Source organism: Streptomyces sp. NPDC028289 (assembly GCF_055565975.1).
The window spans coordinates 1-23,563 of record NZ_JBVHTI010000013.1; the positions used below are offsets into that span (position 1 = coordinate 1).

Sequence of the window (23,563 nt, forward strand, 5' to 3'; positions counted from 1 at the left end):
TGTGAACCACAGTGTGTCACCAGACGGCATCCATGTCCGCTCCACGCCGGATCCATTCAAACGTTTGTGACACGACCAGCCCTGGCGCGACAGATAACGGATCCAAGTCCGTGACATACCGTTTAAGCTGACCGGTCGTCTTAGAGACTACACCTACCCGGGGAATGGGGCTACCCAGACGCTGCACTGCCCCGCGTCGCCGCGCGGCAGCGGCCCGACCGGGAGAGTCGCCAGAGAACATAGGGCAGCAGGGCTGCTTGGACGGCCGGGGCGGGAACCGCGGAGCCTGCTGAACGCCCCCCCGTTACCGTTTTCATGGCTCCGCAATGGGGCCTCCGGCCTTCGGGTCCGGCATGACTTCCCCCCTTGTTGTTGATGATCCGGGGGGTGGTGTCACCGGGCCCGGAGGCATCGACGGACCGCTGATGAGGGGCTTGAGCACCGGCTTCACCCAGGCCGGAAGAGCTCTCCGTAACGTGGATGTGGCAGCTCGGTGCCGAGGCAAGGCCGGACGAAAGCGTGAACGGAGGGGCCTGCACGTGGTCGACACCGGCGACATCGACGTCTTCCTCGGCCTGGACGTCGGCAAGGGCGAACACCACGCCACCGCCGTCACCCCGGCCGGCAAGAAAGCCTTCGACAAACGCCTGCCCAACACCGAGCCCAAGCTCCGCGAGGTGTTCGCGAAACTCCAGGCCAAGCACGGAACGTTGCTGGTCGTGGTGGATCAGCCGGCATCGATCGGGGCCCTGCCGCTGGCGGTCGCGAGGGACATGGGCTGCCCTGTCGCCTATCTTCCGGGGCTGACGACGCGGCGGATCGCCGACCTCTATCCGGGCGAGGCAAAGACCGACGCGAAGGACGCGTTCATCATCGCGGACGCCGCCCGCGCAATGCCCCACACGCTCCGGGCGATCGACGGCCAGGACGAGACGATCGCCGAACTGGAGATGATCGTCGGGTTCGGCGACGACCTGGCCGGCGAGGCCACCAGGGTCGCGAACCGGCTGCACGGCATGCTGACCCAGATCCATCCGTCGCTGGAGCGGGAACTGGGGCCGCGGCTGCAATGCAGCACCCGGCCGTCCTGACCCTGCTGGAGCGGTTCGGGTCACCCGCCCAGATCCGCAAGGCCGGCCGCCGAAGGCTGGTCACGCTGTTACGGCCGAAGGCCCCGAGGATGGCAGAGCGGCTGGTCGAGGACATCTTGGCCGCCCTGGACGAGCAGACCGTCACCGTTCCGGGGACCCAGGCGGCCGCGCTGATCGTCCCGAGCCTGGCCAACTCCCTCACCGCCGTGCTCGACCAGCGCAAGCTGCTGGCCGGGCGGATCGAGGAACTGCTGGAGGCCCACCCTCTTTCCAAGGTCCTGACGTCCATGCCGGGAGTCGGCGTCAGGACCGGAGCCCGCATCCTGATCGAAGTCGGCGACGGCAGCACCTTCCCGACCGCCGGCCACCTCGCCGCCTACGCAGGACTCGCACCCGCGACCCGCAGTTCGGGCTCCTCGATCCGTGGCGAACAGCCGTCCCGGAGGGGAAACAAGCAGCTCAAGCGAGCCTTCTTCCTCTCCGCCTTCGCCGCCCTCGGCGACCCGGCATCCCGGGCCTACTGCGACAAGAAAATCGCCCAGGGCAAGCACCACACCCAAGCCCTGCTCTGCCTCGCCCGACGCCGGGCCGATGTCCTCTTCGCGATGCTCCGCGACGGCACCTTCTACGAACCCCAGCCCGCCAAGGCGGCCTGACCTGCAGAAATTGCACTACTAGGAAGGACGTTCCCCGAAATGCACCGCGACATCTGAACCAATACGCCAGTCGGCAAGACGCCGCGGGCTCACACCATGAAGGTTGTCCCTGTCCGGATCAGCACCGGCCTTGACCAGCAACGACAACACTGCGCCATCGCCTCGATACGTGAACACGGCCAGCCACAAAGGCGTATTGCCCTGCCCATCCGGGGCATCCACCTGCGCACCCCCCGCCAGGAGAGAGCCGACAACCGCGGCATCCTGCGCATCCGCCGCGAAGTGCAACTGCGTCCACCCCTGGCGGCTCTCACGACCCAAGCCCTGATCCTCATCCGTCATGCCCGTCATCATCACGATCGCTTGACGAAGGAGATAGGGGCACCCCCCCGCCCTCGCGGGGGGCATCGGCATCGACCGCTTCGCGACGCCGGGCGGCACTCGTATCCGTAAAGGGGCCGGACCCTCGAATCAGCCAGGTCGACACCGGCGCAGCCCTGCCGCCGAACATCGTCGCACCGTGTGATGCATCACCTTGACAAAAGCAAGATGACCGGTCTTATTGGGTGCATGGGCAGAGTCAGCGTCAAGGGAAAGATCATCGACAACGCGGAAGAAGTGTTCCGCAGGCAAGGCTTCACCGCCACCAGCATCCAGGACCTCGTGGATGCCGCCGGCGTGCCCAAAGGGTCGTTCTACAACCACTTCGGGAGCAAGGCCGATTTGGCTGCTGCAATCGTGCTTCGCTACGCGGATGACATCGACACCCATGATCTACATCCAGACGGTCGCCCGGTCGTTGCACGTCTGCGCACACACTTCGAGAATCAGTTTGCCCGGAACGTCAAATCCGGAGTGTCGTACGGCTGCCTGATCGGGACCTTTGCGAACGAGGTTCCTGTGGCGGGTGACGTACTCGGATCGGCTGTTCACACCGCTCTGGACCGGTGGACCGCCTCGATTGCGAGCGCGATCGCTGAGGGCCAGCGACTCGGGCAGATCACCCAGCGCACGTCGAGTGCCTCGCTGGGCGCCTTCCTGGTGGACGTGTTCGAAGGAGCGGTGCTCCGCGGGAAAGCGACGCCGACCGAATATTCACTGTCCGAGCGACTCGACCTTGCCCTGGCATCTCTTGCACCATGAGACCGCCGAGCGGTCTCTCCACCGCACCCCCTCAAGAGCGTCGGCCCCGCGCCGGCGCAGCAGGGCCGACGGCCGGACCGACGAGGCCGGCCCGCACCTGCCTGGTTTCGCCTCCGCAGCGGTCCCTGCCGCCTCAGCAGGGGCCCGCCCGCCCGCAATGGTGCTCCCCTACGAGGAACCCCGGTCCGCGGCAGCCGATCCCGCGCACGTGTACAAGACGGACCCACCCTCCCGCGAACGATGCACCAGACCCTTGGCGACCAGGGCCTCAAGCGTGTTCCTGACCACCACTTTCCCCGCGGGCTTGCCGGCACCAGCCGCATTGAGCGCATCACACATCTCGGTCACAGACATGGGACCCCGACGCTCGGACAGCAACGTACGCACGGCAGCCTTCACCGCACCACGCGGAGCACGTCCCGCCGACGGGACCGCAGCAACCCCGTGTGCCAGTCGAGCACCAGCCCCACCAGCCCCATCAGCCCCTGCATCAGGGACGGCCCGGTCCTCTTCGTGGATGTTGTCCAGCAGCTTGCTGAGAAACCTCCGGTCCCCGGCGAGGGACTCCAGCCGGACCTTGAGCTCTTCGATCTCAGCGTCAACCCTGTCAAGGTCAGCACGAACCCGACTCGCGTACGTCTGCGGAAGCCCCGTCCGGTCAACTGCCTCTATGGACATCAAAAAACCTCCCTCAGGGGAAGTCTATAACATTTGGTTTGAACCACGATGTGACGCCGACGTTCAGCGACTCCCATCCATTCACGCAACGAGGCACACCTACACCCCTGCCCCTGCCCCTGCCAAAGGCAGGGGCAGGGGCAGGGGCAGGGGCAGGGATGCACCTTTGATGGCTTGGTTGCGCTCTAGTGGCACTTCGCGAGTACGAACGGTGCCGCGCACCGTCGCGGTCGCCTGGCAACCTTAGACCGTGTCCTACATGGTCAGTTGGTCATTGGACTGCGTATGGGGCGGGGTACGTGGAGCTGGATTATTCCGGACGGCTTGTGGGAGATCGCCAAGCCGTTGATTCCGGAGGACCGGGTGCGGCCGCAGGGCGGCGGGAAGCAGAACCCACCTGATGAGACGCTGTTCGCGGCGATCAACTATGTACTGGTCAGCGGCTGCGCCTGGCGGTCGCTGCCGCCGTGCTTCGGGATATCGAAGTCGACCGCGCACCACAGGTTCATGATCTAGTCGCGGGCCGGCGTCTGGGGCCGCCTCCACGAAACCGTCCTGCACCGACTCGACGACGCCGGCCTCGTCTATGTCTCCCGTGTGGTCCTCGACTCTGCTCACATCAGGGCTAAAAAAGGGGGGACCACACAGGTCCGAGTCCCGTGGACCGGGGCAAGCCGGGTTCTTAGAGGCACGTCCTGTCGGACGCGAACGGACTGCCCCTGGTCGTCGGTGTCTCGGCCGGCAACGTCCACGACAGTGAAGGGCTGAAGCCCATGGTGGCGGGTCACCAAACGAAACACGACCCCTTCCGCGGCCGCGATTTCAAACCCCGATGCCTCCACACCGACAAGGCCTACGACATTCCTCACCTGCGGAGATGGCTCCGTGGCCAGCGGATCGGAGTGCGTATCGCCCGCAAGGGCATCGAGTCCAGCGAGCGACTAGGCCGCCGCAGATGGGTGATCGAGCGGACCATGTCCTGGCTGTCCGGTTACCGCAGGCTCAGCCCCCGCTACGAACGCAATCCCCGCAACTACCTGGCCTAATCCGGGATTAGTAGCGGTGGCTCCGTGGACGCCGAGCTGATGCCTGTGCCCGACCAAGCCTTGATGCTCTCTGACAGATCGAGCACGGTTCGGCGTCCTCGTGGCCACCACCACAGCGCGGATGTTGGTGCTCGTCGGTGCTGGGCGAACGCCTGTACCTGGCCGGGCCTTGATGCCTGTAGAAAGATCGGCGCTGTCCAGCGCCGTCGAGTGTCAACGCCCGCACCTGGCTCACTCGTTGGTGTTGGTGGAGCGAGCCCACTCCGCGGTGATCTCTCCCTGGGCCCGAGCTGACCGAGCTCGCGAAGAGACCGAGGCCCGCGGGGCGAGCTGGTGCCGCGAACAGCTACTGAGGTGGCGGACCGGCCATAGGGCTGAGTCCTGGGATTAGGTCGCTGCGTGGCCCGCATGAGCTCGTGACCAGCAGGAACGGCACAGCGGAGGAGAAAGACCTTGATCTACTGCGGTATTGACTGGGCCGAACGCACGCATGACGTCCCCCTGGTCGACGACAGTGGCCGGTTACTGGCCAAACGGCACATTACCGACGACGCGGTCGGATACAAGATCCTGCTGGACCTGCTCGCCGAGTACGGCGACACTGCGGAGAACCCGATCCCGGTCGCGATCGAGACCTCCCGTGGCCTGCTCGTCGCGGTGCTACGGACGGGCAAGCGGCAAGTTTTCGCCATCAACCCGATGGCTGCCGCCCGCTACCGCGCCCGGCACAGCGTCTCCCGCAAGAAGTCCGATCCCGGAGACGCCCTGGTCCTGGCCAATATCTTGCGCACCGACATGCACGCACACCGGCCGCTGCCGCAGGACAGCGACCTGGCCCGCGCCCTGGCCGTGCTCGCCAGGGCTCAGCAGGACGCCACGTGGAACCGGCAGCAGATCTCCAACCAGCTCCGCTCCCTGTTACGCGAGTACTATCCGTCCGCGCTGGGCCGCCTTCGAGTCCTGGAAGAACGGCCTGTGCCGTCGAGAAGCGCAAGAACTCCTCAGGGCGGCTCCGACACCAGCACGAGCATCGCGGCTGACGCGCAAGCAGCTGCAGGCCGCGCTCAAGCGCGCCGGCCGCCAACGCGGCATCGAAGCCGAGGCCGAACGACTCCGGGACGTCTTCCGCGCCGACTGGGCCCACCAGCCCCGCTGGTCGAGGACGCGCTCCTAGTCCAGCTGGAGGCCGCCTGCATTGCGCCCGAGTGCTCGCCGAGATCGGAGACGACCGCAACCGCTTCGCCGACGCCCGCGGCCTGAAGGCATACGCCGGGGCTTCCCCCATCACCAGAGCCTCTGGCAAGAAGTCGAGCATCACGCGCCGGTGGGTGAAGAACGACCGCCTCAACCATGCCGGCTACCTCTGGGCCTTCTCCGCGATCACCGCCTCACCAGGCGCCAAGGCCCACTACCGCAGGCGCCGCGACGAGCACGGAGACTGGCACGCAGCCGCCCAGAGGAACCTCTTCAACCGCATGCTCGGCCAGCTCCACCACTGCCTCCAGCACCGCAAACCGTTCGACGAACACACTGCTTTCCCCGTCGACCTCGCCGCTGCAGCTTGACACGCTAAGTGCCTGAGGTGTCTTTCTCGGCCTCGCAGCCGCCCTCTGCTGCTACAAACGGTTTCTCAAACTGACCATGTAGGACACGGTTTTAACCAAACCACAAAATACCCCCTGACCTGCAAGAACAGCGCAACGATGGTTGCCCTAGAGAGGGGCTGCGTACCTCCTCGGGACGGTCTCACTTGGCGATCCACCTGCCGTACGCCGATGCCGGCCCGGACGGTGCCGAGCCGCGCCCGTACAGACCGGACTGAGGGCGGTCGGCAACAGGGCGTGGACGATAGGCGCCCTGGTTGATCTCGGTGACCCGACCGGACACGGGGACGCACGAGGCGTCGGTCCGGCAGGGGCTGTCGGTCGCGCGTTGACTCGGGGTGGCGCCCCCGGCCGGGGGCCACCAGCCGTGAACGCGGTCGCCGCCTTCACCGACTCCGCCCGGTTCTTTGGCTGGCCGCCCTGTTCGAGCGAGTCTCCGCTGGAGCGGTCAGGCAGATCCTGGGGACAGGTGGTCGGGGGCTGTCAGCGCTGTGATGTGGTGGTAGTCGCGCTCGACTGCGTCATGGCTGTCATGGCTGAGGACGATCTCGTAGCTGGGCGCCGCCGAGGGGGTCATGAAGAGGTTCGGGCCGGGGTGTGTGTCGAGGCATCTGACCGTCGGCAGGTCTTGAAGGCGGTGAACGGGCACGGTGCTCGGGCGGCCTGGCTGCGGGGTTTGAAGGCGGATGTGTGCGATGCGCAGGCCGGCACTCGGGCTGAGCATGGGCAGGTCAGGGCGTGTGGGTCCCAGGGCGGCGTCGATCGGGTCCGTGTCGGTGATCTTCCAGACCGTTTCGTCGGCGTGGGAGCGGTGGGTGGCGACGCGGGCGGAGAACAGGAGGGGGCCGCGGTCGGGTGCGAGGACGAGGTGGCTGGTGATGGTGCCGTCTTCGACGCCGAGGGCGTCGAGGGCGCGGCGCACCTCGATGGACAGGCGGCGGGCCAGGAGGTTGTGGCGGTGCAGGAGGTCATGCCGGTGCGGTTGGCCGGGCGCGGTCGTGCGGCGTGCCCAGATGCCGGTGACCGTGTGCTGGGGGCCGCCGGGGCCGGGGTGGGTGATGGAGTCGACCAGGTACTCGTGGCCGGGCACCAGTTCCTGGAGGACGAGGGCGGTCGTGCCGGTGTGGCGGTGGGCGGCGTCCTGGATCTGTGGCCAGGCCCGGGCGATCTGATCGCCGCTGTGGCAGTGGGCTGCTTCGGCGGCCGTGCCGAGCACGGCGGGCATGAGCCGGAAGGCGCGGGCCGGAACGCAGCTGGCCCAGGACATGGCTTCGACGAGGCGGCTGGTGCGCAGGGTATGGGGGGTGGCGGTCCCGGTGCGGGCGAGGACTTTGGCCTGGGCGCCGACGTTGGTACGCAGGCTGGTCGAGCCCGGGCCGCCGGTGGCGGGAAGGTGCAGGTGCCAGGCGATCCGTTCGGCGAGCTCGACGCCGGCCGGGCGCGCCGCCAGGACCGTCCCCACTGCGGCCGCCCTGAGCCTCTTGAGTGTGCGGCGCAGGTCGCCGTCATACGTGATGACGTGGGCGTAGCCGTCGCCGGCCGCAACGCCGCGGTGGGAGGGCGGCGTTGCGGCGGTGACCGGGTTGGCCGCGATGGCGGTGTGGTCGCGGGCGTGGAGGGCGTGGGCGTGCCGGGAGCCAGCCTCGGGGGCGATGACGGCAACTGCGGGGCTCCCCAATGCCGGTAGTCCCCTGCCTGGGACGGCGGAGCTGGAGGTCACGTGGTGCAGGTCGTGGTGTGGGCGGGGCGGGAGATGTGCACGGAGAGGTGGTCGGTGACCAGGGTGCGGCGGCGGGTGCAGGCTTCGGTGGTGGGGCCGGTGACGATCCAGTGTGCGATGCGGTCGTCGATGCTGGTGTGGGGCGGTGCGGAGACGTGGGTGGCGGTAGCGCGAGTCCACACGAATCGTTCCAGCCAGACCTGTTCGCGCAGGGTTCCGCGCAGGGCGAGGTGTTCGATGCGGCCGGTGTGTTCGGGGTAGAGGAAGCCGATCGCCGCAGCGCTGGAGCGGGTGGGGGTTAGATCGGGTGTGCCGCCTGTGGCGAGGGTGGCGAGGGCCTGGGGGAGGTTGATGCCGGTGGCCTCCTCGACGAGGAGGGGGATGAGGTCGCCGGCGGGGCGTCCGTTGACCTCGATGATGCGGGGTCCGTCGGGGCTGAGCCTGAGCTCGATGTGCAGGACGGCCCGGGTGATGCCGAGGGCGCGTACGGCGGCGGTGACGACGAAGGCGAGGACCGGGTCGGTGAGCAGGGGGTCGGCCGCGTCGACGCTGTGTGCTACTTCCTGGAACTGGGGTTCGGGGCCCAGGGACTTTCGGGTGACGGCGGCGATGTGGACGTGTTCGGGGTTGTCGAGGACGACGGCCTCGACGCTGATTTCGGGGCGGGGTATGTACTCCTCGACCAGGGCGCCGGGCACGGCCCAGTCTTCGAGGCCGAGGATGCTGTCGGTCAGGGCGCGGTCGACCGCGGCGCGGGCGTCGTCGTCGGTGTCGGCCCGCAGGACGCCGGCGCTTCCAGCGTGGCCGCGGGGCTTGACGACGACGGGGTAGCCCAGCCGGTCGGCGATCTTCACCGCTTGGTCGGGGTCTTCGGCGAGGTAGGACAGCGCTGAGGGAACTCCGTGCTCGGCCAGCAGGCGCCGCGTGGTGGCCTTGTTGTGCAAGACTCAACGTCAGTTCGAGGCTACCCATCGCAGCGCGAGGGGTACCGGCCCGTGGAACGACCGGTGCACTCGATTCGACCCCGATTCGACCCAACGAGTACCGGCAGAGTCAATCATGGCTCTGACCAGGGAAGATGGGGCGCGGCGGAGGCCGTCAGTCTTTACTGGCGGTAGTGGTAGAAGCCCTCGCTCCCCCGGACGTCACCGACCTCGGTCTCCGTGACGACGACGCCGGCGAGCCCGCGCGGCACCTCGACAAGGGTCGACGCGGTCCTGTTCACGGTCATGACGTGCCTCCGTTTGCCTCCCAGAAGATGATTTGACTGTCCATGATTGACTCAATCTCTGTCAATATTGATTGAATCAATATTATGGGAGGGTGACGGCGAGGTGAGGTGACCGGCTGCTGCCCGGGCGGGGTCCTCGACCGCCGCCCGGCATGCTCACTGGTTGCTGAACGCCGAGTCGAACGACGCCTTCGGCAGTGGCCACAGGGCGGAGCGGATCCGGCCGACGGCCTCTGCCGCGCCGTGCAGCCGGTCCATGCCCGCGTCCTCCCACTCCACGGAGACGGGTCCGTCGTAGCCGATGGCGGCCAGGGCACGGAAGGCGTCCTCCCAGGGCATGTCCCCGTGGCCGACGGAGACGAAGTCCCAGCGCCGGCGCGGGTCGCCCCAGGGCAGGTGGGAGCCGAGGATTCCGGCGCGTCCCGACGGCGGCCGCAGGCGGGTGTCCTTGCAGTCGACGTGGTAGATGCGGTCGGCGAAGTCCGTGATGAAGCCGACGGGGTCGACGCCCTGCCAGATCATGTGCGAGGGGTCCCAGTTGAAGCCGAAGGCCGGGCGGCGGCCGATCGCTTCGAGCGTGCGCTCGCTCGTCCAGTAGTCGTAGGCGATCTCGGACGGATGGACCTCGTGGGCGAAGCGCACGCCCTCGGCGTCGAAGACGTCGAGGATCGGGTTCCAGCGGCGCGCGAAGTCCTCGTACCCTTCGTCGATCACCGCCTGGGAGACCGGCGGGAACATCGCCACGTACTTCCAGATCTTCGATCCGGTGAACCCGACGACGGTGTCGGCGCCGAGCCTGCGGGCGATGCGGGCGGCGCGCTTCATGTCCTCGGCCGCACGCTGCCGGACGCCCTCCGGGTCGCCGTCGCCCCAGACCTCCGGGCGCAGGATCGCCTGGTGGCGGAAGTCGATCGGATCGTCGCACACGGCCTGGCCGCCGAGGTGGTGGGAGATCGCCCAGACCTTCAGCCCGTAGCGCTCCAGGATCGCCTGCCGGTGGGGCAGGTAGTCGGGGTCGGCCTCGGCACGGGCCAGGTCCAGGTGGTCGCCGGAGGCCGCGATCTCCAGTCCGTCGTAGCCCCACTCGCTCGCGCGCCGCGCCACCTCCTCGAACGGCAGATCCGCCCACTGACCGGTGAAGAGGGTGACCGGCTGCCGGGCCGGTTCCCGGCTCTGTGCCTGGCTCTGGTTCATGTGCGGCCTCCTTGGCGTTCCCGCCACTTTAGCTTACGGTGAGCAAAAGTCGACCTTGCGGGAGTTATCGTTCCCCGTTTTTTCGATCTGTTCACGCGTTAGCTCCTGGGAGAGAGAAGAGGTGCGTGTCATGCGCGTCGGTGTCATCGGTACCGGCTTCATGGGGGCCGTGCATACCCGGTCCGCGCTCGTGGCCGGCGGCGACGTGGTGGGCGTGGTCGGGTCGACGCCCGGGAAGGGCCGCCGTGCCGCCGCGGAGTTCCGGGCCGGCCAGGGCTTCGACTCGGTCGAGGAGCTGCTGAGGCACGGGGTGGACGTGCTGCACGTGTGCACACCCAACGCCACCCACGCCGGGTTCTGCCGCGCGGCACTCGCCGCCGGTGTACCGGTCGTCTGCGAGAAGCCGCTGGCCACCGATGCCGCGACCGCACGCGAGCTCACCGAACTGGCGGCGGAGCGCGGGCTGGTCACCGCCGTGCCCTTCGTGTACCGGTACTACGCCTCCGTGCGGGAGGCACGCGAGCGGATCCGGCGGCCCGGGCACCGGCCGCCCTGGCTGATCCACGGCAGCTATCTGCAGGACTGGCTCGCCGACGCCGGGGCCACCAACTGGCGGGTCGACCCGGCGGACGGCGGTGCCACGCGCGCGTTCGGGGACATCGGGGTCCACTGGTGCGATCTCGCCGAGTTCGTGACCGGGCAGCGGATCACCCGGGTGAACGCGTCCTTCGCCCGTGCGGTCCCGGCGCGACCGGCCGCCGACGGCACCCCGCGCCCCGTCGAGACCGAGGACGGCGCGGTCGTCCTCCTCGAAACCGACGCCGGCGCGATCGGATCGGTCGTGGTCAGCCAGGTCTCCGCCGGCTACAAGAACGCGCTGTCGTTGTCCCTCGACGGACCGGACGCCAGCTACGCGTTCCGCCAGGAGACCCCCGAGTCGCTGTGGATCGGCGGCCGGACCGCCAACGAGGTGCTGCTGCGCGACCCGAACCGGCCCGGCGCCCCCACCGGGCGGGCGGCCGGCCTGCCGTCCGGGCATCCGCAGGGCTACTACGAGGCCTTCGCCGACTTCGTGGCCGACGCCTACGCGGCGATCCGCGGCGAGCAAGTCACCGGGATGCCGTCCTTCGCCGACGGCCTGCGAGCGGCAGAGCTCGCCCAGGCGGTCGTGGACTCGGCGCGCGGCGGCGGCTGGGTCGACCTTCCCGCGGCGGCGAAGGGGCCGGCGGAGGAGCGCGGCTGAGCCGCTACCGCGCACCCGCCAGCGGCACGTCGAGGGGAAGCGGGTCGGTGAAGCCGCCGGTGCGTGCGCGGATCCCGCGCGGGCTGCCGTGCCGGAGCCACTGGTCGAGCAGGTCCGGGTGCAGCAGCTCGTCGACGGCCAGGGTCGCCGCTCCGACGACTCCTTCGGCGCGGTCGAGGTCGACCCGGGCGATGACGAGTTCGTCGGTGGCGAGCGGCAGGGACCGTCTGGCCACGACCTCGGCGACGGGGTCCCGGAACACGTCGCCCGCCTGCGCCAGCACTCCGGCGAGGTAGACCGTCGAGGGGTTGAAGACGCTGACGAGCGTCGCCAGTTGCCCGCCGACCAGCTCGCCCGCCCTGGTGACGAGCTCGGTGCTGACCCGGTCCCCGGCCCGGCAGCCGTCGAGCACGTCGGTGACGGCCAGCGGCGCCTCCCGACGCTCCAGGCGCTCCAGGCGTTCGGCCAGGAAGAGGCTGCGCCCCTCCAGGGCCGCGGCGCGTGCGTCACGGGTGAGGGCCCAGCCGCCCGCGAACGCTTCGAGGCACCCGAACTTGCCGCACCGGCACCGGTGCCGGGACTCCTCGGCGACGATGGTATGCCCCAGGTCGCCGGCCGCGCCGCGCGCTCCCCGGTGCAGCCGGCCCCTGGACATCAGGCCCAGGCCGATCCCGGTGCTCGCCTTGACGAGCAGGATGTTCTCGCCCGCCGCCGTCCGAGTCCGGCTCCAGGCGCCCAGCGCCATCAGGTTGGCGTCGTTGTCGACCCAGGCCGGCACGTCGTAGTGGTCTTCGAGCCGGTCCCGGAGCGGGAAGCCGTGCCAGCCGGCCATGATGGGCGGCCGCACCGGCATCCCGCGCGCGAAGTCGACCGGTCCGGGGACGCCGACGCACACCCCCCACAGGCGCTCCCGCAGCGCCGGGCCCAGCAGCCGCCCCGCCGTCTCGACCAGCGTGGCCAAGGACGCCTCGGGGCCCGACTCGATGTCCCACGGCACCCGCCGGTCGGCGATCAGGGTCCCGTCGAGGTCGGTCACCGCGGCGTGCAGATGGGTGGCGCCGAACACCGCGCCGAGGACGGCACCGCGACCGGAGGCGATCCGCAGGATGCGGGAGGGCCGTCCGCCGGTGGAGGGGGCCGGCTCGCCCTCGGCCACCAGGCCGACCCGGACCGCGTGGTCCACCCGCTGCGTGATGATCGTCCGGCCCAGCCCGGTCTGCCGGCCGAGGTCGGGCCTGGTCACGGCCGCTCCGCTCCTGATCAGTCCCAGGACCAGGGAGAGGGTACGGGTGTGGTCGGTCATGCAGTGAGCTTATGGGCCCGGGCACCTCCACGACCGCCGGCCCACTGCACGCATTGACCCGCTCGTCGATACACCGCAGACTTCCTGTCAACATTGACCGAGTCAACTCATGCCGAAACGGCTACGGTGACGCCCATGCGCGATCAACACCCCACTCCCGGCAGTCCCGCGCGGCGGCTGAGCACCAGGGAGACCGCCGAACTCCTCGGCGTGAAGCCCGAGACCGTGTACGCCTACGTGAGCCGGGGTCAGCTCAGCAGCAGACGCGAGCCCGGGGGCCGTGCCAGCACCTTCGACGCCGGGGAGGTGGCGGCGCTCGCCCGGCGCAACAGGCGGGAGGCCGCCGGGAGTCCGGGCTCCGGTGGAGAACTGTCGGTACGCACCCGGATCACGCTGATCGACCAGGACCGGTACTTCTTCCGGGGCGTCGACGCCACCGAGCTCGCCGCGCACCACTCCTACGAGGAGGTGGCCGAGTGGCTGTGGACGGGCCGCATGACCCGGGGCACGACCTTCACCGCTCCGGAGGCCACCGTCGCGGTCGCCCGCCGGGCCGTCGACGCACTGCCCGAGCACACCTCGCCCACCGACCGGCTGCGGGTGGCCACGATCGCCGCGGCCGCCGAGGACCCGCTGCGCTTCGACCTGTCCGAGGAGTCCGTCCTGGGCGCCGCGCGCGTACTGATCCCCACACTCGTCGCCGCGCTCCCGGTGCGGCGCCGGCGGGGGCACGACGACGGCCCGCTGGCCCACCGCCTGTGGCGCCGGCTGACCGGCACCGACCCCGGTGACGCCGAACTGCGCGTCCTGGACACCGCTCTCGCGCTGCTCGTCGACCACGACCTGGCCGCCTCCACCCTCGCCGTCCGGGTCGCCGCCTCCGCCCGTGCGCACGCCTACGCGGCCGTGTCGGCGGGGCTCGGTGTACTCGAAGGCCCCCTGCACGGTGCCTCCAGCGGCCTCGCCCACCGGCTGCTGCTCGACGTCCTCGACCAGGGCACCGCGGTCACGGTGATCGCGGACGAGCTCCGCGCGGGCCGCCGCATCCCCGGCCTCGGCCACCGCCTCTACCAGGGCGAGGACCCACGCGCGCGGGTGCTCTTCACGCTGCTGGAGGAGGTCCCCCGCGCGGAGCCCGCCCTGCTCGCGGCCCGGGACGTCGTCGCCACGACCGCCCGGCACACCCCGCTGCACGCCAACGTCGACCTGGCGCTCGCCGTGTTCACGGCCTCCTGCGGGATGCCGTCCACCGCCGGCGAGACGATCTTCGCCGTCGCCCGAACGGCGGGCTGGATCGCCCACGCCCTGGAGGAGTACGGCGAACGCCCGCTGCGCATGCGCCCCAGCGGCCACTACGTCGGCCCGAAACCACCGCAGCCCCTGCCGGAATAGCCCGCTTCGACAGCCCCGCCGGAGTCCCGAACGGGCGAGGCCGGAAGTCACCCGGGGGAAAGTCAGGTTAGGCTCACCTCTGTGAGTAGGTGCGCAACCGTCTCCCGGATGCTCGACGAGCCCGTTTCGGGTACCGCCGCCACCGCGACGACGTGGCTGCTGCTGGAACAACCCGGCCCGTGGGGTCCCAAGGCGCTCACGTCGAGCCATCTGGACCCCGCACTGGGCCACGCCCTGGAGACTGCCGCCCAGGGGACCGGCGTACGGATCGCGCTCATCCGCCGCCCCGGCCGCCACGCCGACCCCGGCACCCCCGCCGTGCGCCAGGTGTACGTCGCCCACACCGTCCCCGGCAACGTCTGGCTGCACAGCGCCACGACCCGCGATCCGGCCCGCCTGCTCGACCTGGACTTCGCCGCGCTCGGCGCGGGCGACCACCGTTCGTTCGGCGCGGCCCTCGGCGGCCGGCCGCACCCGGGCAGCCCGCTCGCGCTCGTCTGCACCAACGGCAGGCGCGACCGCTGTTGCGCCCTGCTGGGCCGCCCGCTCGCAGCCGAGCTGGCCGCGTCCGGGGTGGAGGGAACCTGGGAGGTCACCCATCTGGGTGGTCATCGCTTCTCGCCGACGGTGCTCGTCCTGCCGTACGGCTACGCGTACGGCCGCGCCGAGGCCCATGCCGTCAAGGAGGTCCTGCACGGCATCCACGAGGGCCGTGTGGTGCTGGAGGGGTGCCGCGGCTGCTCCGCCTGGGAACGCCCCGGCCAGGCGGCCGAGCTGGCCGTGCGCGAGGCGGCGGACGAATACACGGCGGGCGTGCTGAGCGTCGTACGGACCGAGGGTGCGGCTCCGCGCTGGGAGGTCACGGTCGCCCACGCCGACGGCCGCCGCTGGCGGGTGTGCGTGGCCCAGGGTGATTCGCTGCCGCCGCGCCCGGAGAGCTGCGGGGTGTCGGTGCTGGGGTCGCCGGCCCGGATGGACGTGGTGTCGCTGCGGGAGCTGCGGACGACGCCGGCCCTGGCGAGCTGACCCGATCTTTCCCAAGAATTGGTCAAGAGATCCACGCCACACCCCCTTAAGCACGGCGTACCCGCGCACGTACCGTCATGGGTATGAGCCCCACGCCCCCCGTGCGCCGTCTACGCCCCCGGCTGCCCCGGAAGGTGTTCTCCCAGGTCCTGTTGATGCAGCTGGCGATCGCCGCGGGGGTCGCGGTGCTCGCGACCGGGCTCTTCCTGGCGCCGCTGAGCAAGCAGCTGGACCAGGAGGCGATGCGCAGGGCGCTGGCGATCGCCCAGACCACGGCGCAGGACCCGCAGATCGCCGAGGGGGTGCTGACCACCCGTCCCAGTGTGACCGGACCGGTGCAGCAGGAGGCGGAGCGGATCCGGAAGGCCACCCACGCCGAGTACATCGTGGTGATGGACCGGGGCGGATTCCGCTGGTCGCACACCACGCCCTCGGAGATCGGCCGCCATGTCTCGACCGACCCCAAGGAGGCGCTGGCCGGCAAGGAGGTCATGCAGATCGACAACGGCACCCTGGGCCGCTCCGCACGCGGCAAGGTTCCGTTGTACGACTCGAAGCACCGGATCATCGGGGCGGTCTCGGTCGGCATCGCCTACGACAGCGTGCGGGCGCGCCTGCTCAGCACGATCCCCGGGCTGTTCGCCTACGCCGGCGGCGCCCTCGCGGCCGGCGCGCTGGCCGCCTGGCTGATCTCCCGGAGAGTCCAGCGGCAGACCCGCGACCTGGCCTTCTCCGACATCTCGGCGCTGCTCGCGGAGCGCGAGGCGATGCTGCACGGCATCCGGGAGGGCGTCGTCGCGCTCGACCGCGGCGGCCGTGTCCGCCTGTTGAACGACGAGGCGCGGCGGCTCCTGGGCATCGGCGACGAGGCGATCGGCCGCTCCCCCGACGAGGCGCTCGGCGCCGGCCGTACCACCGACGTCCTGGCCGGCCGGGTGACCGGCACCGACCTGCTCACCGTGCGCGGGCAGCGGGTCCTGGTCGCCAACCGCATGCCCACCGACGACGGCGGCGCGGTGGCCACCCTGCGCGACCGCACCGAGCTGGAGCAGCTCGGCCGCGAACTCGACTCCACGCGCGGTCTGATCGACGCCCTGCGCGCCCAGGACCACGAGCACGCCAACCGCATGCACACCCTGCTCGGGCTGCTGGAACTGGAGATGTTCGACGACGCCGTGGAGTTCGTCGGCGAGGTGGTCGGCGACCACCGGGTCACCGCCGAGCAGGTCACGGAGAAGATCCAGGACCCGCTGCTGGCCGCCCTGCTGGTCGGCAAGGCGACCGTCGCGGCCGAACGCGGGGTCGCCCTGTGGGTGTCGGACCGCACCTGGCTCCCGGACCGGCTGATCGACCCCAGGGGGCTGGTCACGATCGTGGGCAACCTGGTGGACAACGCACTGGACGCGGTCGCGGGTACGCCGCACGCGCGCGTGGAGGTGGAGTTGTGCGCGGAGGGCCGCGCGATCGTCCTCGGGGTGCGTGACACGGGACCCGGGATCCCGGTGGAACAGCGGGAGCTGGTCTTCTCGGACGGCTGGTCCACCAAGAAACCGCCCGCACACGGCAAGCGCGGCATCGGGCTCTCCCTGGTGCGCCGGCTCGCCGAACGGCAGGGCGGCAGCGCGACCGTGGGCGAACCGGAGGGCGGGGGCGCGCAGTTCACGGTCGTGCTCCCCGAGGCGCTGACCGAGCCGGAGCTGGAGCCGGCGCTCACCCCGGCCGAGGAGGAGGCACGATGATCGAGGTCCTGGTCGTGGACGACGACACCCGGGTCGCCCGGGTCAACGCCGCCTACGTCGAGAAGGTGCCCGGCTTCCATGTGGCCGGGAAGGCGCACAACGCGGCCGAGGCCCTGCACCGGCTGGAGACCCTGCCCCGCCTCGACCTCGTCCTGATGGACCACTATCTGCCGGACGACACGGGCCTCGCGGTGGTCCAGGAGATGCGCCGGCGCGGCCACCAGACCGACGTGATCATGGTGACGGCGGCCCGGGACGTGTCGACCGTGCAAGCGGCGATGCGCCACGGTGCCCTGCAGTACCTGGTCAAGCCGTTCGCGTTCGCGGGGCTGCGCGCCAAGCTGGAGGCGTACGCGCAGTTGCGGCGCACCCTGGACGGCGGCGGCGAGGCCGAACAGGCCGAGGTGGACCGCATCTTCGGCGCCCTGTCCGCGCCGTCCGAACCGGGGCTGCCCAAGGGGCACTCCCCCAGCACCGCCGAACTGGTGCGCCAGTCCCTGATGAGCGCCGAGGGGCCGCTGTCGGCCCAGGAGATCGCCGAGCGGACGGGGGTGAGCCGCCAGACCGCCCAGCGCTACCTCAAGCTCCTGGAACGCACCGGGCGGGCCCGGCTGACCCTCAAGTACGGCGACGCGGGCCGCCCCGAACACCGTTACGTGTGGGCGACCCGCGGCTGAGGCCGTTACTTCGCGGCCTCGACGAACTCCGTGGTGTACGTCTTGCTCAGGTCGACATCGGCGTTCTGGATGTTCGTGTTGAACGCCTTGAGCACCTTCTCCACGGTCTCCGGGCCGTTCTCGGGCATCACTCCGTCGTCGGTGAACATCGGCAGCGTGCTCTTGATGGACTGCGTGTAGAGGGCCTTGTCGCCCTGGGCGTAGTCGGCGGGCATCTTGGCCGCGATCTCGGCGGCGCTGTGCGTGGACATCCACTTGAGCGTCTTGACGAATGCATTGACCAGCTTCTGGACGGTGTCCTTGTGACCGTTGACCCAGTCCGTCTGCATGTACAGGCTCGACGACGGGTACGGCCCGCCGAGCGCCTTCTGGGATCCCTCCGGCGTCCGCATGTCCACCAGGACCTTGCCCGCCTTCTTGTCCAGGATCGTCGCGACGGTCGGGTCGGTCGTCATGCCGCCGTCGATGGAGCCCTGCTGGAGGGCCGAGATGAAGGTCGCGCCCGCGCCGACGGCGACCGGCGAGAAGTCGCTGACCTTCACCCCGTTCTTGACGGCGAGGTACTTGGTGAGGAAGTCGGTCGACGACCCGAGGCTGGTGATGCCGAGCTTCTTGCCCTTGAAGTCCTTCGGCGAGGTGATGTCGCCGGCCGCCTTGGTGGAGACGACCTCCACCTCACCGGGAGCGCGCGAGAACTGCACGACGGACTCCACGGCCTTGCCCTTGGTCTGGAGGTCCAGCGTGTGGTCGTAGAAGCCGACCGTGCCCTGCACCTGCCCGGCGACGAGCGCCGTCTCGGCCTGGACGCCGGCCGGCTCGGTCAGCAGTTCCACGTTCAGGCCCTCGGCGTCGAAGTAACCGAGCCGCTGAGTGAGCATCGCGGGCAGGTAGATGACCTTGTCCAGGCCACCGACCATGATCTTGACCTTCGTGCCCTTGCCGTCGCTCTTGCCGCCGGAGCCGGTGGAGGCGGTGCTCGCCGCGTCGTTGGCGCAGGCGGTGAGGGAGGAGAGGGCGAGCAGGCCGGCGGCGGCCAGGGTGCTGTATCTGGCGGACTTGCGCATGCGGTTCACGTCCTTGTGAGAGGGCGGTGCGGGGTGGAGTGGAAGGAGGGGGGTCAGCTGTCGGAGTCCGACGGCTTCCACCGGAAGATGCGGCGTTCGGCGAAGGTGAGCAGCCCTTCGGCGGCGAGCGCGACGACGGCGAGGATGACCATCGCGGCATACACACCGGCCGCGTTGAAGGTGCCCTGCGACTGCGCGACGAGCAGGCCGATGCCCTTGGTGGCGCCGATGTACTCGCCGACGATGGCGCCGATCAGGGCGAAACCGAAGCTGACGTGGAGGCTCGTGAAGATCCACGAGGTGGCCGACGGGATGACGACCTGGAGGGTCACCCTGCGGTCGCTCGCGCCGAGGATCCGGGCGTTGGCGACCAGGTTGCGGTCGACCTCGCGGGCGCCCTGGAAGGCGTTGAAGAACACCGGGAAGAACACCAGCACGACGGCCGAGGCGACCTTGGAGGACGCGCCGAGCCCGAACCAGATCACGAAGATGGGGGCGAGCACGATCCTGGGGATCGAGTTGAGCACCTTGATGTAGGGACCGAGGACGTCGGCCAGGAAGGCGATCCGCCCGAGGGCGATGCCGAAGACCACACCGGCGATGACCCCGATGACCCAGCCGAGCAACGCCTCGTAGAGCGTGTACCAGATCTGCTCGCCCAGGGAGCCGAGCGCGGTGCCGTGGGTCACCCAGGTCCAGATCTGGTCCCAGATCTTCGACGGCATCGAGAAGTTGAACGGGTCGATGACCTCGGCCCGGGACAGGACCTCCCACAGGCCGAGGACGGCCACCAGGAGCAGCACGCGCACGGCGAACACGATCGCCTTGCGTCTGCGGGCGGCCTGGGCCCTGGACCGGGCGCGGTCCGGGGTGGTCTTCACCGCGTCGGCGACGGGTGTGCTGAGGACCTCAGGCGACATTGGCGGCACCCCTCTCACGGGTGATGCGGACCTCTTCGCCGAGGGACTCCCAGATCTCGCGGTAGATCTCGATGAACCGCGGCTCCAGACGCACCGACTCGACCTTGCGGGGGCGGGGCAGGTCGATCTCGAAGACCTGCTTCACCGTCGCGGGCCCGGCGGTCATGACGACGACCTTGTCGGCGAGTGCGATGGACTCCTCCAGGTCGTGGGTGACGAACACGACGGAGGCGCCGGTGCCCTCCCACAGCTCGAGGAGTTCGTCCGACATCAGGGCCCTGGTCTGCACGTCGAGCGCGGAGAACGGCTCGTCCATGAGCAGGATCTCGGGGTCGTTGACGAAGGTCGCGGCGAGCGCCACGCGCTTGCGCTGGCCGCCGGAGAGCTGGTGCGGATAGCGGTCCTCGAAGGCGGCGAGACCGACCCGGGCCAGCCAGGCGCGGGCCTTCTCCTTCGCCTCCGCCTTGGGCACGCCCCGGAAGCGGGGCCCGGCCATCACGTTGGAGAGCACGGTCCGCCACGGGAAGGTGGCGTCCTGCTGGAAGACGAAGCCGACCTTGTCGCCGACGCCGGCGACCGGCTCACCGGCCACCAGCACCTCGCCCTCGCTGGGCTCCTCCAGCCCGCTGACCAGGGTCAGCGTGGTGGACTTGCCACAACCCGTCGGCCCTACGACGGCCACGAACTCACCACGCCCCACGGTGAGGTCGAGGTCGCGGACAGCCGTGTGCAGACCCCCCGACGGGGTCTTGAAGATCTTGCTGGCGCCCCGCAGCTCGATGGCGGGGCTGGTGTCTGCGCTCATGGGCCGGGACGGTAGGTGTGCCCCGGACCACGACAGCAGTCTTCTGGGCGCAAGCCGTTCTTTTGCTCGCAAGCATCTGTTGTGCTCTTTTTGCTCGCGCTACAACTGCGCAGACGAAACACGGGCTTAACGCTCGCCGGCCTTGAAGGAGAGGCCTGATGATTGACGTCCTGGTGGTCGACGACGACTTCCGCGTCGCTGAGATAAACGCCAAGTACGTGGGGAAGGTTCCCGGCTTCCGGGTGGCCGCCCGCGCGCACAGTGCCGCCCAGGCCCTGGCGGCCGTGAACCGCGGCACCATCGACCTGGTCCTGCTGGACCACTACCTGCCGGACGAGACCGGCCTCGACCTCGTCCACCGCATGCGGGAACAGGGCCACGGCACCGACGTCATCATGATCACGGCGGCCAGCGACGTGACCACCGTCCAGAAGGCGATGCGCCTGGGCGCCCTCCACTACCTGGTCAAACCGTTCACCTTCGCCGCCCTGCGGGCCCGCCTGGACTCCTACGCGGCCCTGCGCCGCACCGTCGACCGGGTCGGCGGCCGGGGACTGACGGGCCAGGAACAGGTCGACCGGATCTTCGGCGCCCTGCGCACCTCACCGGCGCCGTCCGCGCCCGGCCTGCCCAGCGGCCACTCCGAGCCCACCACGGACCTCATCTGCGGCGTCCTGCACCGCGCCGACCATCCGCTCTCCGCCCACGAGGTCGCCGCCGAGACCGGCCTCAGCCGCTCCACCGCCCAGCGCTACCTCCGCCACCTGGAACAGGCCGGCCGCCTCCGCCTCTCCCTCAAGTACGGCGACACCGGCCGCCCGGAGCACCGCTACGCCTGGGTGGCGCCGTAGCCGCGGCGGAAGCGCTCTACACGGCCCCCGCTCCGGTCAGCGACCGCACCTCGGTCTCCGCGTGCCTGGCCTCGTCCGCAACCTCGTCCGAGGTGACCGTGCCGAGCCAGCCGGCCAGGAAGCCGAGCGGGACCGAGACGATCCCCGGGTTCTGCAACGGGAAGTACTGGAAGTCCACCCCGGGGAACAGCGCGCCCGGGCTACCGGACACCACCGGGGACAGCACGACCAGCCCCAACGCGGGCACCAGCCCGCCGTATACGGCCCACACCGCACCGCGTGTCGTGAAGTTCCGCCAGAACAGCGAGTAGAGCAGCACCGGCAGGTTCGCCGAGGCCGCCACCGCGAAGGCGAGCCCCACGAGGAAGGCGACGTTCATGTCACGGGCCAGCAGGCCGAGGGCGATCGCCACGACACCGATGCCGACGGCCGCCGTGCGCGCCACCCCGACCTCGCTGCGCTGCCTTGCGTGCGGTCTGCGCAGGGAGGCGTAGAGATCGTGGGCGACGGACGCCGAGGAGGCGAGGGTGATCCCCGCGACCACGGCGAGGATCGTCGCGAAGGCGACGGCGGCGACCACCGCGAACAGAACCGCTCCACCTGTGGAGCCCGCGCCGCCGCCCAGGTCGAGCGCCAGCAGCGGAACCGCCGTGTTCCCCGACTCGTTCGACGCCCGCACCGCGTCCGGCCCGACCAGGGCCGCCGCCCCGAAGCCGAGCACGATCGCCATCAGGTAGAAACCTCCGATCAGGCCGATCGACCAGACCACCGAACGCCGCGCCGCCCGCGCGGTCGGCACCGTGTAGAAGCGGGACAGGATGTGCGGCAGGCCCGCCGTGCCCAGCACCAGCGCCAGCCCCAGGCTGATGAAGTCCAGCCGCGCGCTCCAGCTCCCGCCGTACCTGAGTCCCGGAACCAGGAACGCCTTCCCGTGCCCACTGCGCTCGGCCGCCGTGAGCAGCAGCCGGTCGATGTCGCCGTGGAAGCGCAGCAGCACCAGCACGGTCAGCACCACCGTCCCGCTCAGCAGCAGGACCGCCTTCACGATCTGGATCCACGTGGTGGCCCGCATCCCGCCGAGCGACACATAGATCACCATCAGCGCGCCGACCCCGATGACCGTCCACGCCTGCGCCGCCTCGCTGGTCCGCCCGAGCAGCAGCGCGACCAGACTGCCCGCCCCCACCATTTGCGCCACCAAATAGAGAACGGACACGGTGACCGACGACGTTCCCACCGCGATCCGCACCGGTCGCTCGCCCATTCGCGCCGCGATCACGTCGGCCAGGGTGAACCGCCCGCAGTTGCGCACCAGTTCCGCCACGAGGAACAGCACGACAAGCCACGCCACCAGGAACCCGACCACATACAGCAGCCCGTCGTAGCCGAACAGCGCGATCAGCCCGGTCACTCCGAGGAAGGACGCCGCCGACATGTAGTCGCCCGCGATGGCAAAACCATTCTCCATCGGGGAGAAGAGCCGCCCGCCCGCGTAGAACTCCTCCGCCGAACCGTGCCGCCTCCGGCTCACCCATGTCGTGATCCCGAGCGTCACGGCGACGAACGCGCTGAACAGCAGCAGTGCCAGCGTCTGGTGCCGGTCCGTCATGACGCGTCACCCCGGGCACCCCGGGCAAGCTCCTGGGTGTCCCAGCGCAGCTCCAGCGCCGCGCGGTCCCTGCGCAGTCGCGCGTGCCGGGCGTAGGCCCAGGTGAGCAGGAACGTGGTGAGGAACTGCCCGAGCCCCGCCACCATCGCCACGTTCACCGCTCCGGCGACGGGCCGCGCCATCAGCCCGGGCGCCGTCGTCGCGGTCACCACGTACCCCACGTACCAGGTGAGAAAGACGGCGACCCCCGGCATCACGAACCTCCGGTAGCGGCTGCGCACCTCCTGGAAGGCCGTGCTGCGCTGCACCTCCAGATAGACGTCACGGGCGCGAACAGCCGCCCCGTCCCGCTCCGTTCGCGCGCCGGGAACGGCCGACGCCGGCTCCCCGGTGCCGGCCGGCTCTCCCCAGCCGGAGGCCAGTGCGTCGTACCAGGGGTCCTCGTACCTGACTTCTCGAGCGGCCGTGCCGTACTCGCCCTGGTCCTCGTGCCGCCCGGCCGAACTCTCGGAGCCGCCCCCACCGTCGCGGTGACGCCCGTTGCTTGACTGCATGCCCAAGGATGGACAGA

17 protein-coding genes and 4 pseudogenes are annotated in these 23,563 nt (G+C 70.1%); 10 read left to right on the forward strand and 11 right to left on the reverse strand.

Translation table 11 applies throughout. The features are described from left to right. Nucleotides 1–539: 539 nt before the first annotated feature. Nucleotides 540–1,747: pseudogene (locus ACZ4UV_RS47250) on the forward strand (IS110 family RNA-guided transposase). Between the two features lie 18 nt (nt 1,748–1,765). Here ACZ4UV_RS47250 and ACZ4UV_RS47255 read toward each other — a convergent pair. Continuing rightward, nucleotides 1,766–2,089 carry an ankyrin repeat domain-containing protein gene (locus tag ACZ4UV_RS47255; RefSeq protein ID WP_467847786.1) on the reverse strand — a complete coding sequence of 108 codons (324 nt, stop codon included), beginning with the start codon at nt 2,087–2,089 and terminating at the stop codon, nt 1,766–1,768. 228 nt (nt 2,090–2,317) lie between these two features. On the opposite strand from ACZ4UV_RS47255, the gene ACZ4UV_RS47260 reads away from it, so the two are divergent. From ACZ4UV_RS47260 to ACZ4UV_RS47270, 3 genes and pseudogenes are all read left to right on the forward strand, one after another. Further along, on the forward strand, nt 2,318–2,890 hold the full coding sequence (locus ACZ4UV_RS47260; protein ID WP_467847789.1) for a TetR/AcrR family transcriptional regulator: 573 nt from the start codon (nt 2,318–2,320) through the stop codon (nt 2,888–2,890). Between the two features lie 963 nt (nt 2,891–3,853). Next, a pseudogene (locus tag ACZ4UV_RS47265) lies at nt 3,854–4,614 on the forward strand (IS5 family transposase). Nucleotides 4,615–5,067: 453 nt separating this feature from the next. Continuing rightward, nucleotides 5,068–6,179 (forward strand): annotated as a pseudogene (locus ACZ4UV_RS47270) (IS110 family transposase). A 487-nt stretch (nt 6,180–6,666) separates the two neighbouring features. Here ACZ4UV_RS47270 and ACZ4UV_RS47275 read toward each other — a convergent pair. The 4 genes and pseudogenes from ACZ4UV_RS47275 to ACZ4UV_RS47290 all read right to left on the reverse strand — a co-directional run bounded on the left by ACZ4UV_RS47275 (nt 6,667) and on the right by ACZ4UV_RS47290 (nt 10,363). Continuing rightward, nucleotides 6,667–7,896, reverse strand: coding sequence for a hypothetical protein (locus ACZ4UV_RS47275; RefSeq protein WP_467847792.1), 1,230 nt, complete (start codon nt 7,894–7,896; stop codon nt 6,667–6,669). Between the two features lie 38 nt (nt 7,897–7,934). Further along, nucleotides 7,935–8,882, reverse strand: coding sequence for an ATP-grasp domain-containing protein (locus ACZ4UV_RS47280; protein ID WP_467847795.1), 948 nt, complete (start codon nt 8,880–8,882; stop codon nt 7,935–7,937). 164 nt (nt 8,883–9,046) lie between these two features. After that, nucleotides 9,047–9,169: pseudogene (locus ACZ4UV_RS47285) on the reverse strand (citrate synthase/methylcitrate synthase); the annotation flags it as partial. A 156-nt stretch (nt 9,170–9,325) separates the two neighbouring features. Further along, nucleotides 9,326–10,363 (reverse strand): sugar phosphate isomerase/epimerase family protein, encoded by a 1,038-nt coding sequence (locus tag ACZ4UV_RS47290; protein WP_451017802.1) that lies wholly within the window; start codon nt 10,361–10,363, stop codon nt 9,326–9,328. A gap of 130 nt (nt 10,364–10,493) precedes the next feature. Between ACZ4UV_RS47290 and ACZ4UV_RS47295 the strand changes: the two genes are divergently transcribed. Next, nucleotides 10,494–11,606, forward strand: a complete 1,113-nt coding sequence (locus ACZ4UV_RS47295) for a Gfo/Idh/MocA family protein (RefSeq protein WP_451017801.1) — start codon at nt 10,494–10,496, stop codon at nt 11,604–11,606. A gap of 4 nt (nt 11,607–11,610) precedes the next feature. Here the strand turns inward: ACZ4UV_RS47295 and ACZ4UV_RS47300 are convergent, their stop codons facing one another. Beyond that, nucleotides 11,611–12,909 carry an ROK family protein gene (locus ACZ4UV_RS47300; RefSeq protein WP_467847800.1) on the reverse strand — a complete coding sequence of 433 codons (1,299 nt, stop codon included), beginning with the start codon at nt 12,907–12,909 and terminating at the stop codon, nt 11,611–11,613. A 135-nt stretch (nt 12,910–13,044) separates the two neighbouring features. On the opposite strand from ACZ4UV_RS47300, the gene ACZ4UV_RS47305 reads away from it, so the two are divergent. From ACZ4UV_RS47305 to ACZ4UV_RS47320, 4 genes are all read left to right on the forward strand, one after another. After that, the gene (locus ACZ4UV_RS47305; RefSeq protein WP_467847803.1) at nt 13,045–14,301 is read left to right on the forward strand and encodes a citrate/2-methylcitrate synthase; all 1,257 of its coding nucleotides are present in this window, start codon (nt 13,045–13,047) and stop codon (nt 14,299–14,301) included. An 81-nt stretch (nt 14,302–14,382) separates the two neighbouring features. Continuing rightward, a complete protein-coding gene (locus tag ACZ4UV_RS47310) occupies nt 14,383–15,327 on the forward strand; it encodes a sucrase ferredoxin (RefSeq protein ID WP_390035074.1) in 945 nt (314 codons plus the stop codon). An 83-nt stretch (nt 15,328–15,410) separates the two neighbouring features. Further along, nucleotides 15,411–17,066, forward strand: a complete 1,656-nt coding sequence (locus ACZ4UV_RS47315; protein ID WP_451017797.1) for an ATP-binding protein — start codon at nt 15,411–15,413, stop codon at nt 17,064–17,066. Continuing rightward, the gene (locus ACZ4UV_RS47320) at nt 17,063–17,743 is read left to right on the forward strand and encodes a response regulator (protein WP_467847810.1); all 681 of its coding nucleotides are present in this window, start codon (nt 17,063–17,065) and stop codon (nt 17,741–17,743) included. Before ACZ4UV_RS47315 ends, ACZ4UV_RS47320 begins: the two co-directional genes overlap by 4 nt. A 5-nt stretch (nt 17,744–17,748) precedes the next feature. Here ACZ4UV_RS47320 and ACZ4UV_RS47325 read toward each other — a convergent pair whose 3' ends face one another. From ACZ4UV_RS47325 to ACZ4UV_RS47335, 3 genes are read right to left on the reverse strand one after another with little or no spacing between them, the layout of a single operon-like run. Beyond that, nucleotides 17,749–18,807 (reverse strand): ABC transporter substrate-binding protein, encoded by a 1,059-nt coding sequence (locus ACZ4UV_RS47325; protein WP_351484792.1) that lies wholly within the window; start codon nt 18,805–18,807, stop codon nt 17,749–17,751. 53 nt (nt 18,808–18,860) lie between these two features. Next, a complete protein-coding gene (locus ACZ4UV_RS47330) occupies nt 18,861–19,727 on the reverse strand; it encodes an ABC transporter permease (protein ID WP_451017795.1) in 867 nt (288 codons plus the stop codon). Beyond that, nucleotides 19,717–20,532: an ABC transporter ATP-binding protein gene (locus ACZ4UV_RS47335; protein ID WP_351484796.1), complete on the reverse strand. Its 816-nt coding sequence runs from the start codon at nt 20,530–20,532 to the stop codon at nt 19,717–19,719. The genes ACZ4UV_RS47330 and ACZ4UV_RS47335 overlap by 11 nt, the downstream gene beginning before the upstream one ends. Before the next feature lie 158 nt (nt 20,533–20,690). Between ACZ4UV_RS47335 and ACZ4UV_RS47340 the strand changes: the two genes are divergently transcribed. Continuing rightward, the gene (locus ACZ4UV_RS47340) at nt 20,691–21,383 is read left to right on the forward strand and encodes a response regulator (RefSeq protein WP_351484798.1); all 693 of its coding nucleotides are present in this window, start codon (nt 20,691–20,693) and stop codon (nt 21,381–21,383) included. A gap of 16 nt (nt 21,384–21,399) precedes the next feature. Here the strand turns inward: ACZ4UV_RS47340 and ACZ4UV_RS47345 are convergent, their stop codons facing one another. Beyond that, entirely contained in the window at nt 21,400–22,992 is a 1,593-nt protein-coding gene (locus ACZ4UV_RS47345; protein ID WP_467847821.1) for a solute symporter family protein, read from the reverse strand. Then, nucleotides 22,989–23,546 (reverse strand): DUF485 domain-containing protein, encoded by a 558-nt coding sequence (locus ACZ4UV_RS47350; protein WP_451017793.1) that lies wholly within the window; start codon nt 23,544–23,546, stop codon nt 22,989–22,991. Before ACZ4UV_RS47350 ends, ACZ4UV_RS47345 begins: the two co-directional genes overlap by 4 nt. Nucleotides 23,547–23,563: the final 17 nt, after the last annotated feature.

Bases quoted from the DNA above. Each gene is read 5' to 3' on its own strand.
- ACZ4UV_RS47335 (WP_351484796.1), bottom strand. From the start codon at position 20,532: ATGAGCGCAGACACCAGCCCCGCCATCGAGCTGCGGGGCGCCAGCAAG.
- ACZ4UV_RS47325 (WP_351484792.1), bottom strand. From the start codon at position 18,807: ATGCGCAAGTCCGCCAGATACAGCACCCTGGCCGCCGCCGGCCTGCTC.
- ACZ4UV_RS47315 (WP_451017797.1), top strand. From the start codon at position 15,411: ATGAGCCCCACGCCCCCCGTGCGCCGTCTACGCCCCCGGCTGCCCCGG.
- ACZ4UV_RS47300 (WP_467847800.1), bottom strand. From the start codon at position 12,909: ATGACCGACCACACCCGTACCCTCTCCCTGGTCCTGGGACTGATCAGG.
- ACZ4UV_RS47255 (WP_467847786.1), bottom strand. From the start codon at position 2,089: ATGACGGATGAGGATCAGGGCTTGGGTCGTGAGAGCCGCCAGGGGTGG.
- ACZ4UV_RS47295 (WP_451017801.1), top strand. From the start codon at position 10,494: ATGCGCGTCGGTGTCATCGGTACCGGCTTCATGGGGGCCGTGCATACC.
- ACZ4UV_RS47330 (WP_451017795.1), bottom strand. From the start codon at position 19,727: ATGTCGCCTGAGGTCCTCAGCACACCCGTCGCCGACGCGGTGAAGACC.
- ACZ4UV_RS47290 (WP_451017802.1), bottom strand. From the start codon at position 10,363: ATGAACCAGAGCCAGGCACAGAGCCGGGAACCGGCCCGGCAGCCGGTC.
- ACZ4UV_RS47305 (WP_467847803.1), top strand. From the start codon at position 13,045: ATGCGCGATCAACACCCCACTCCCGGCAGTCCCGCGCGGCGGCTGAGC.
- ACZ4UV_RS47345 (WP_467847821.1), bottom strand. From the start codon at position 22,992: ATGACGGACCGGCACCAGACGCTGGCACTGCTGCTGTTCAGCGCGTTC.
- ACZ4UV_RS47260 (WP_467847789.1), top strand. From the start codon at position 2,318: ATGGGCAGAGTCAGCGTCAAGGGAAAGATCATCGACAACGCGGAAGAA.
- ACZ4UV_RS47320 (WP_467847810.1), top strand. From the start codon at position 17,063: ATGATCGAGGTCCTGGTCGTGGACGACGACACCCGGGTCGCCCGGGTC.
- ACZ4UV_RS47350 (WP_451017793.1), bottom strand. From the start codon at position 23,546: ATGCAGTCAAGCAACGGGCGTCACCGCGACGGTGGGGGCGGCTCCGAG.
- ACZ4UV_RS47340 (WP_351484798.1), top strand. From the start codon at position 20,691: ATGATTGACGTCCTGGTGGTCGACGACGACTTCCGCGTCGCTGAGATA.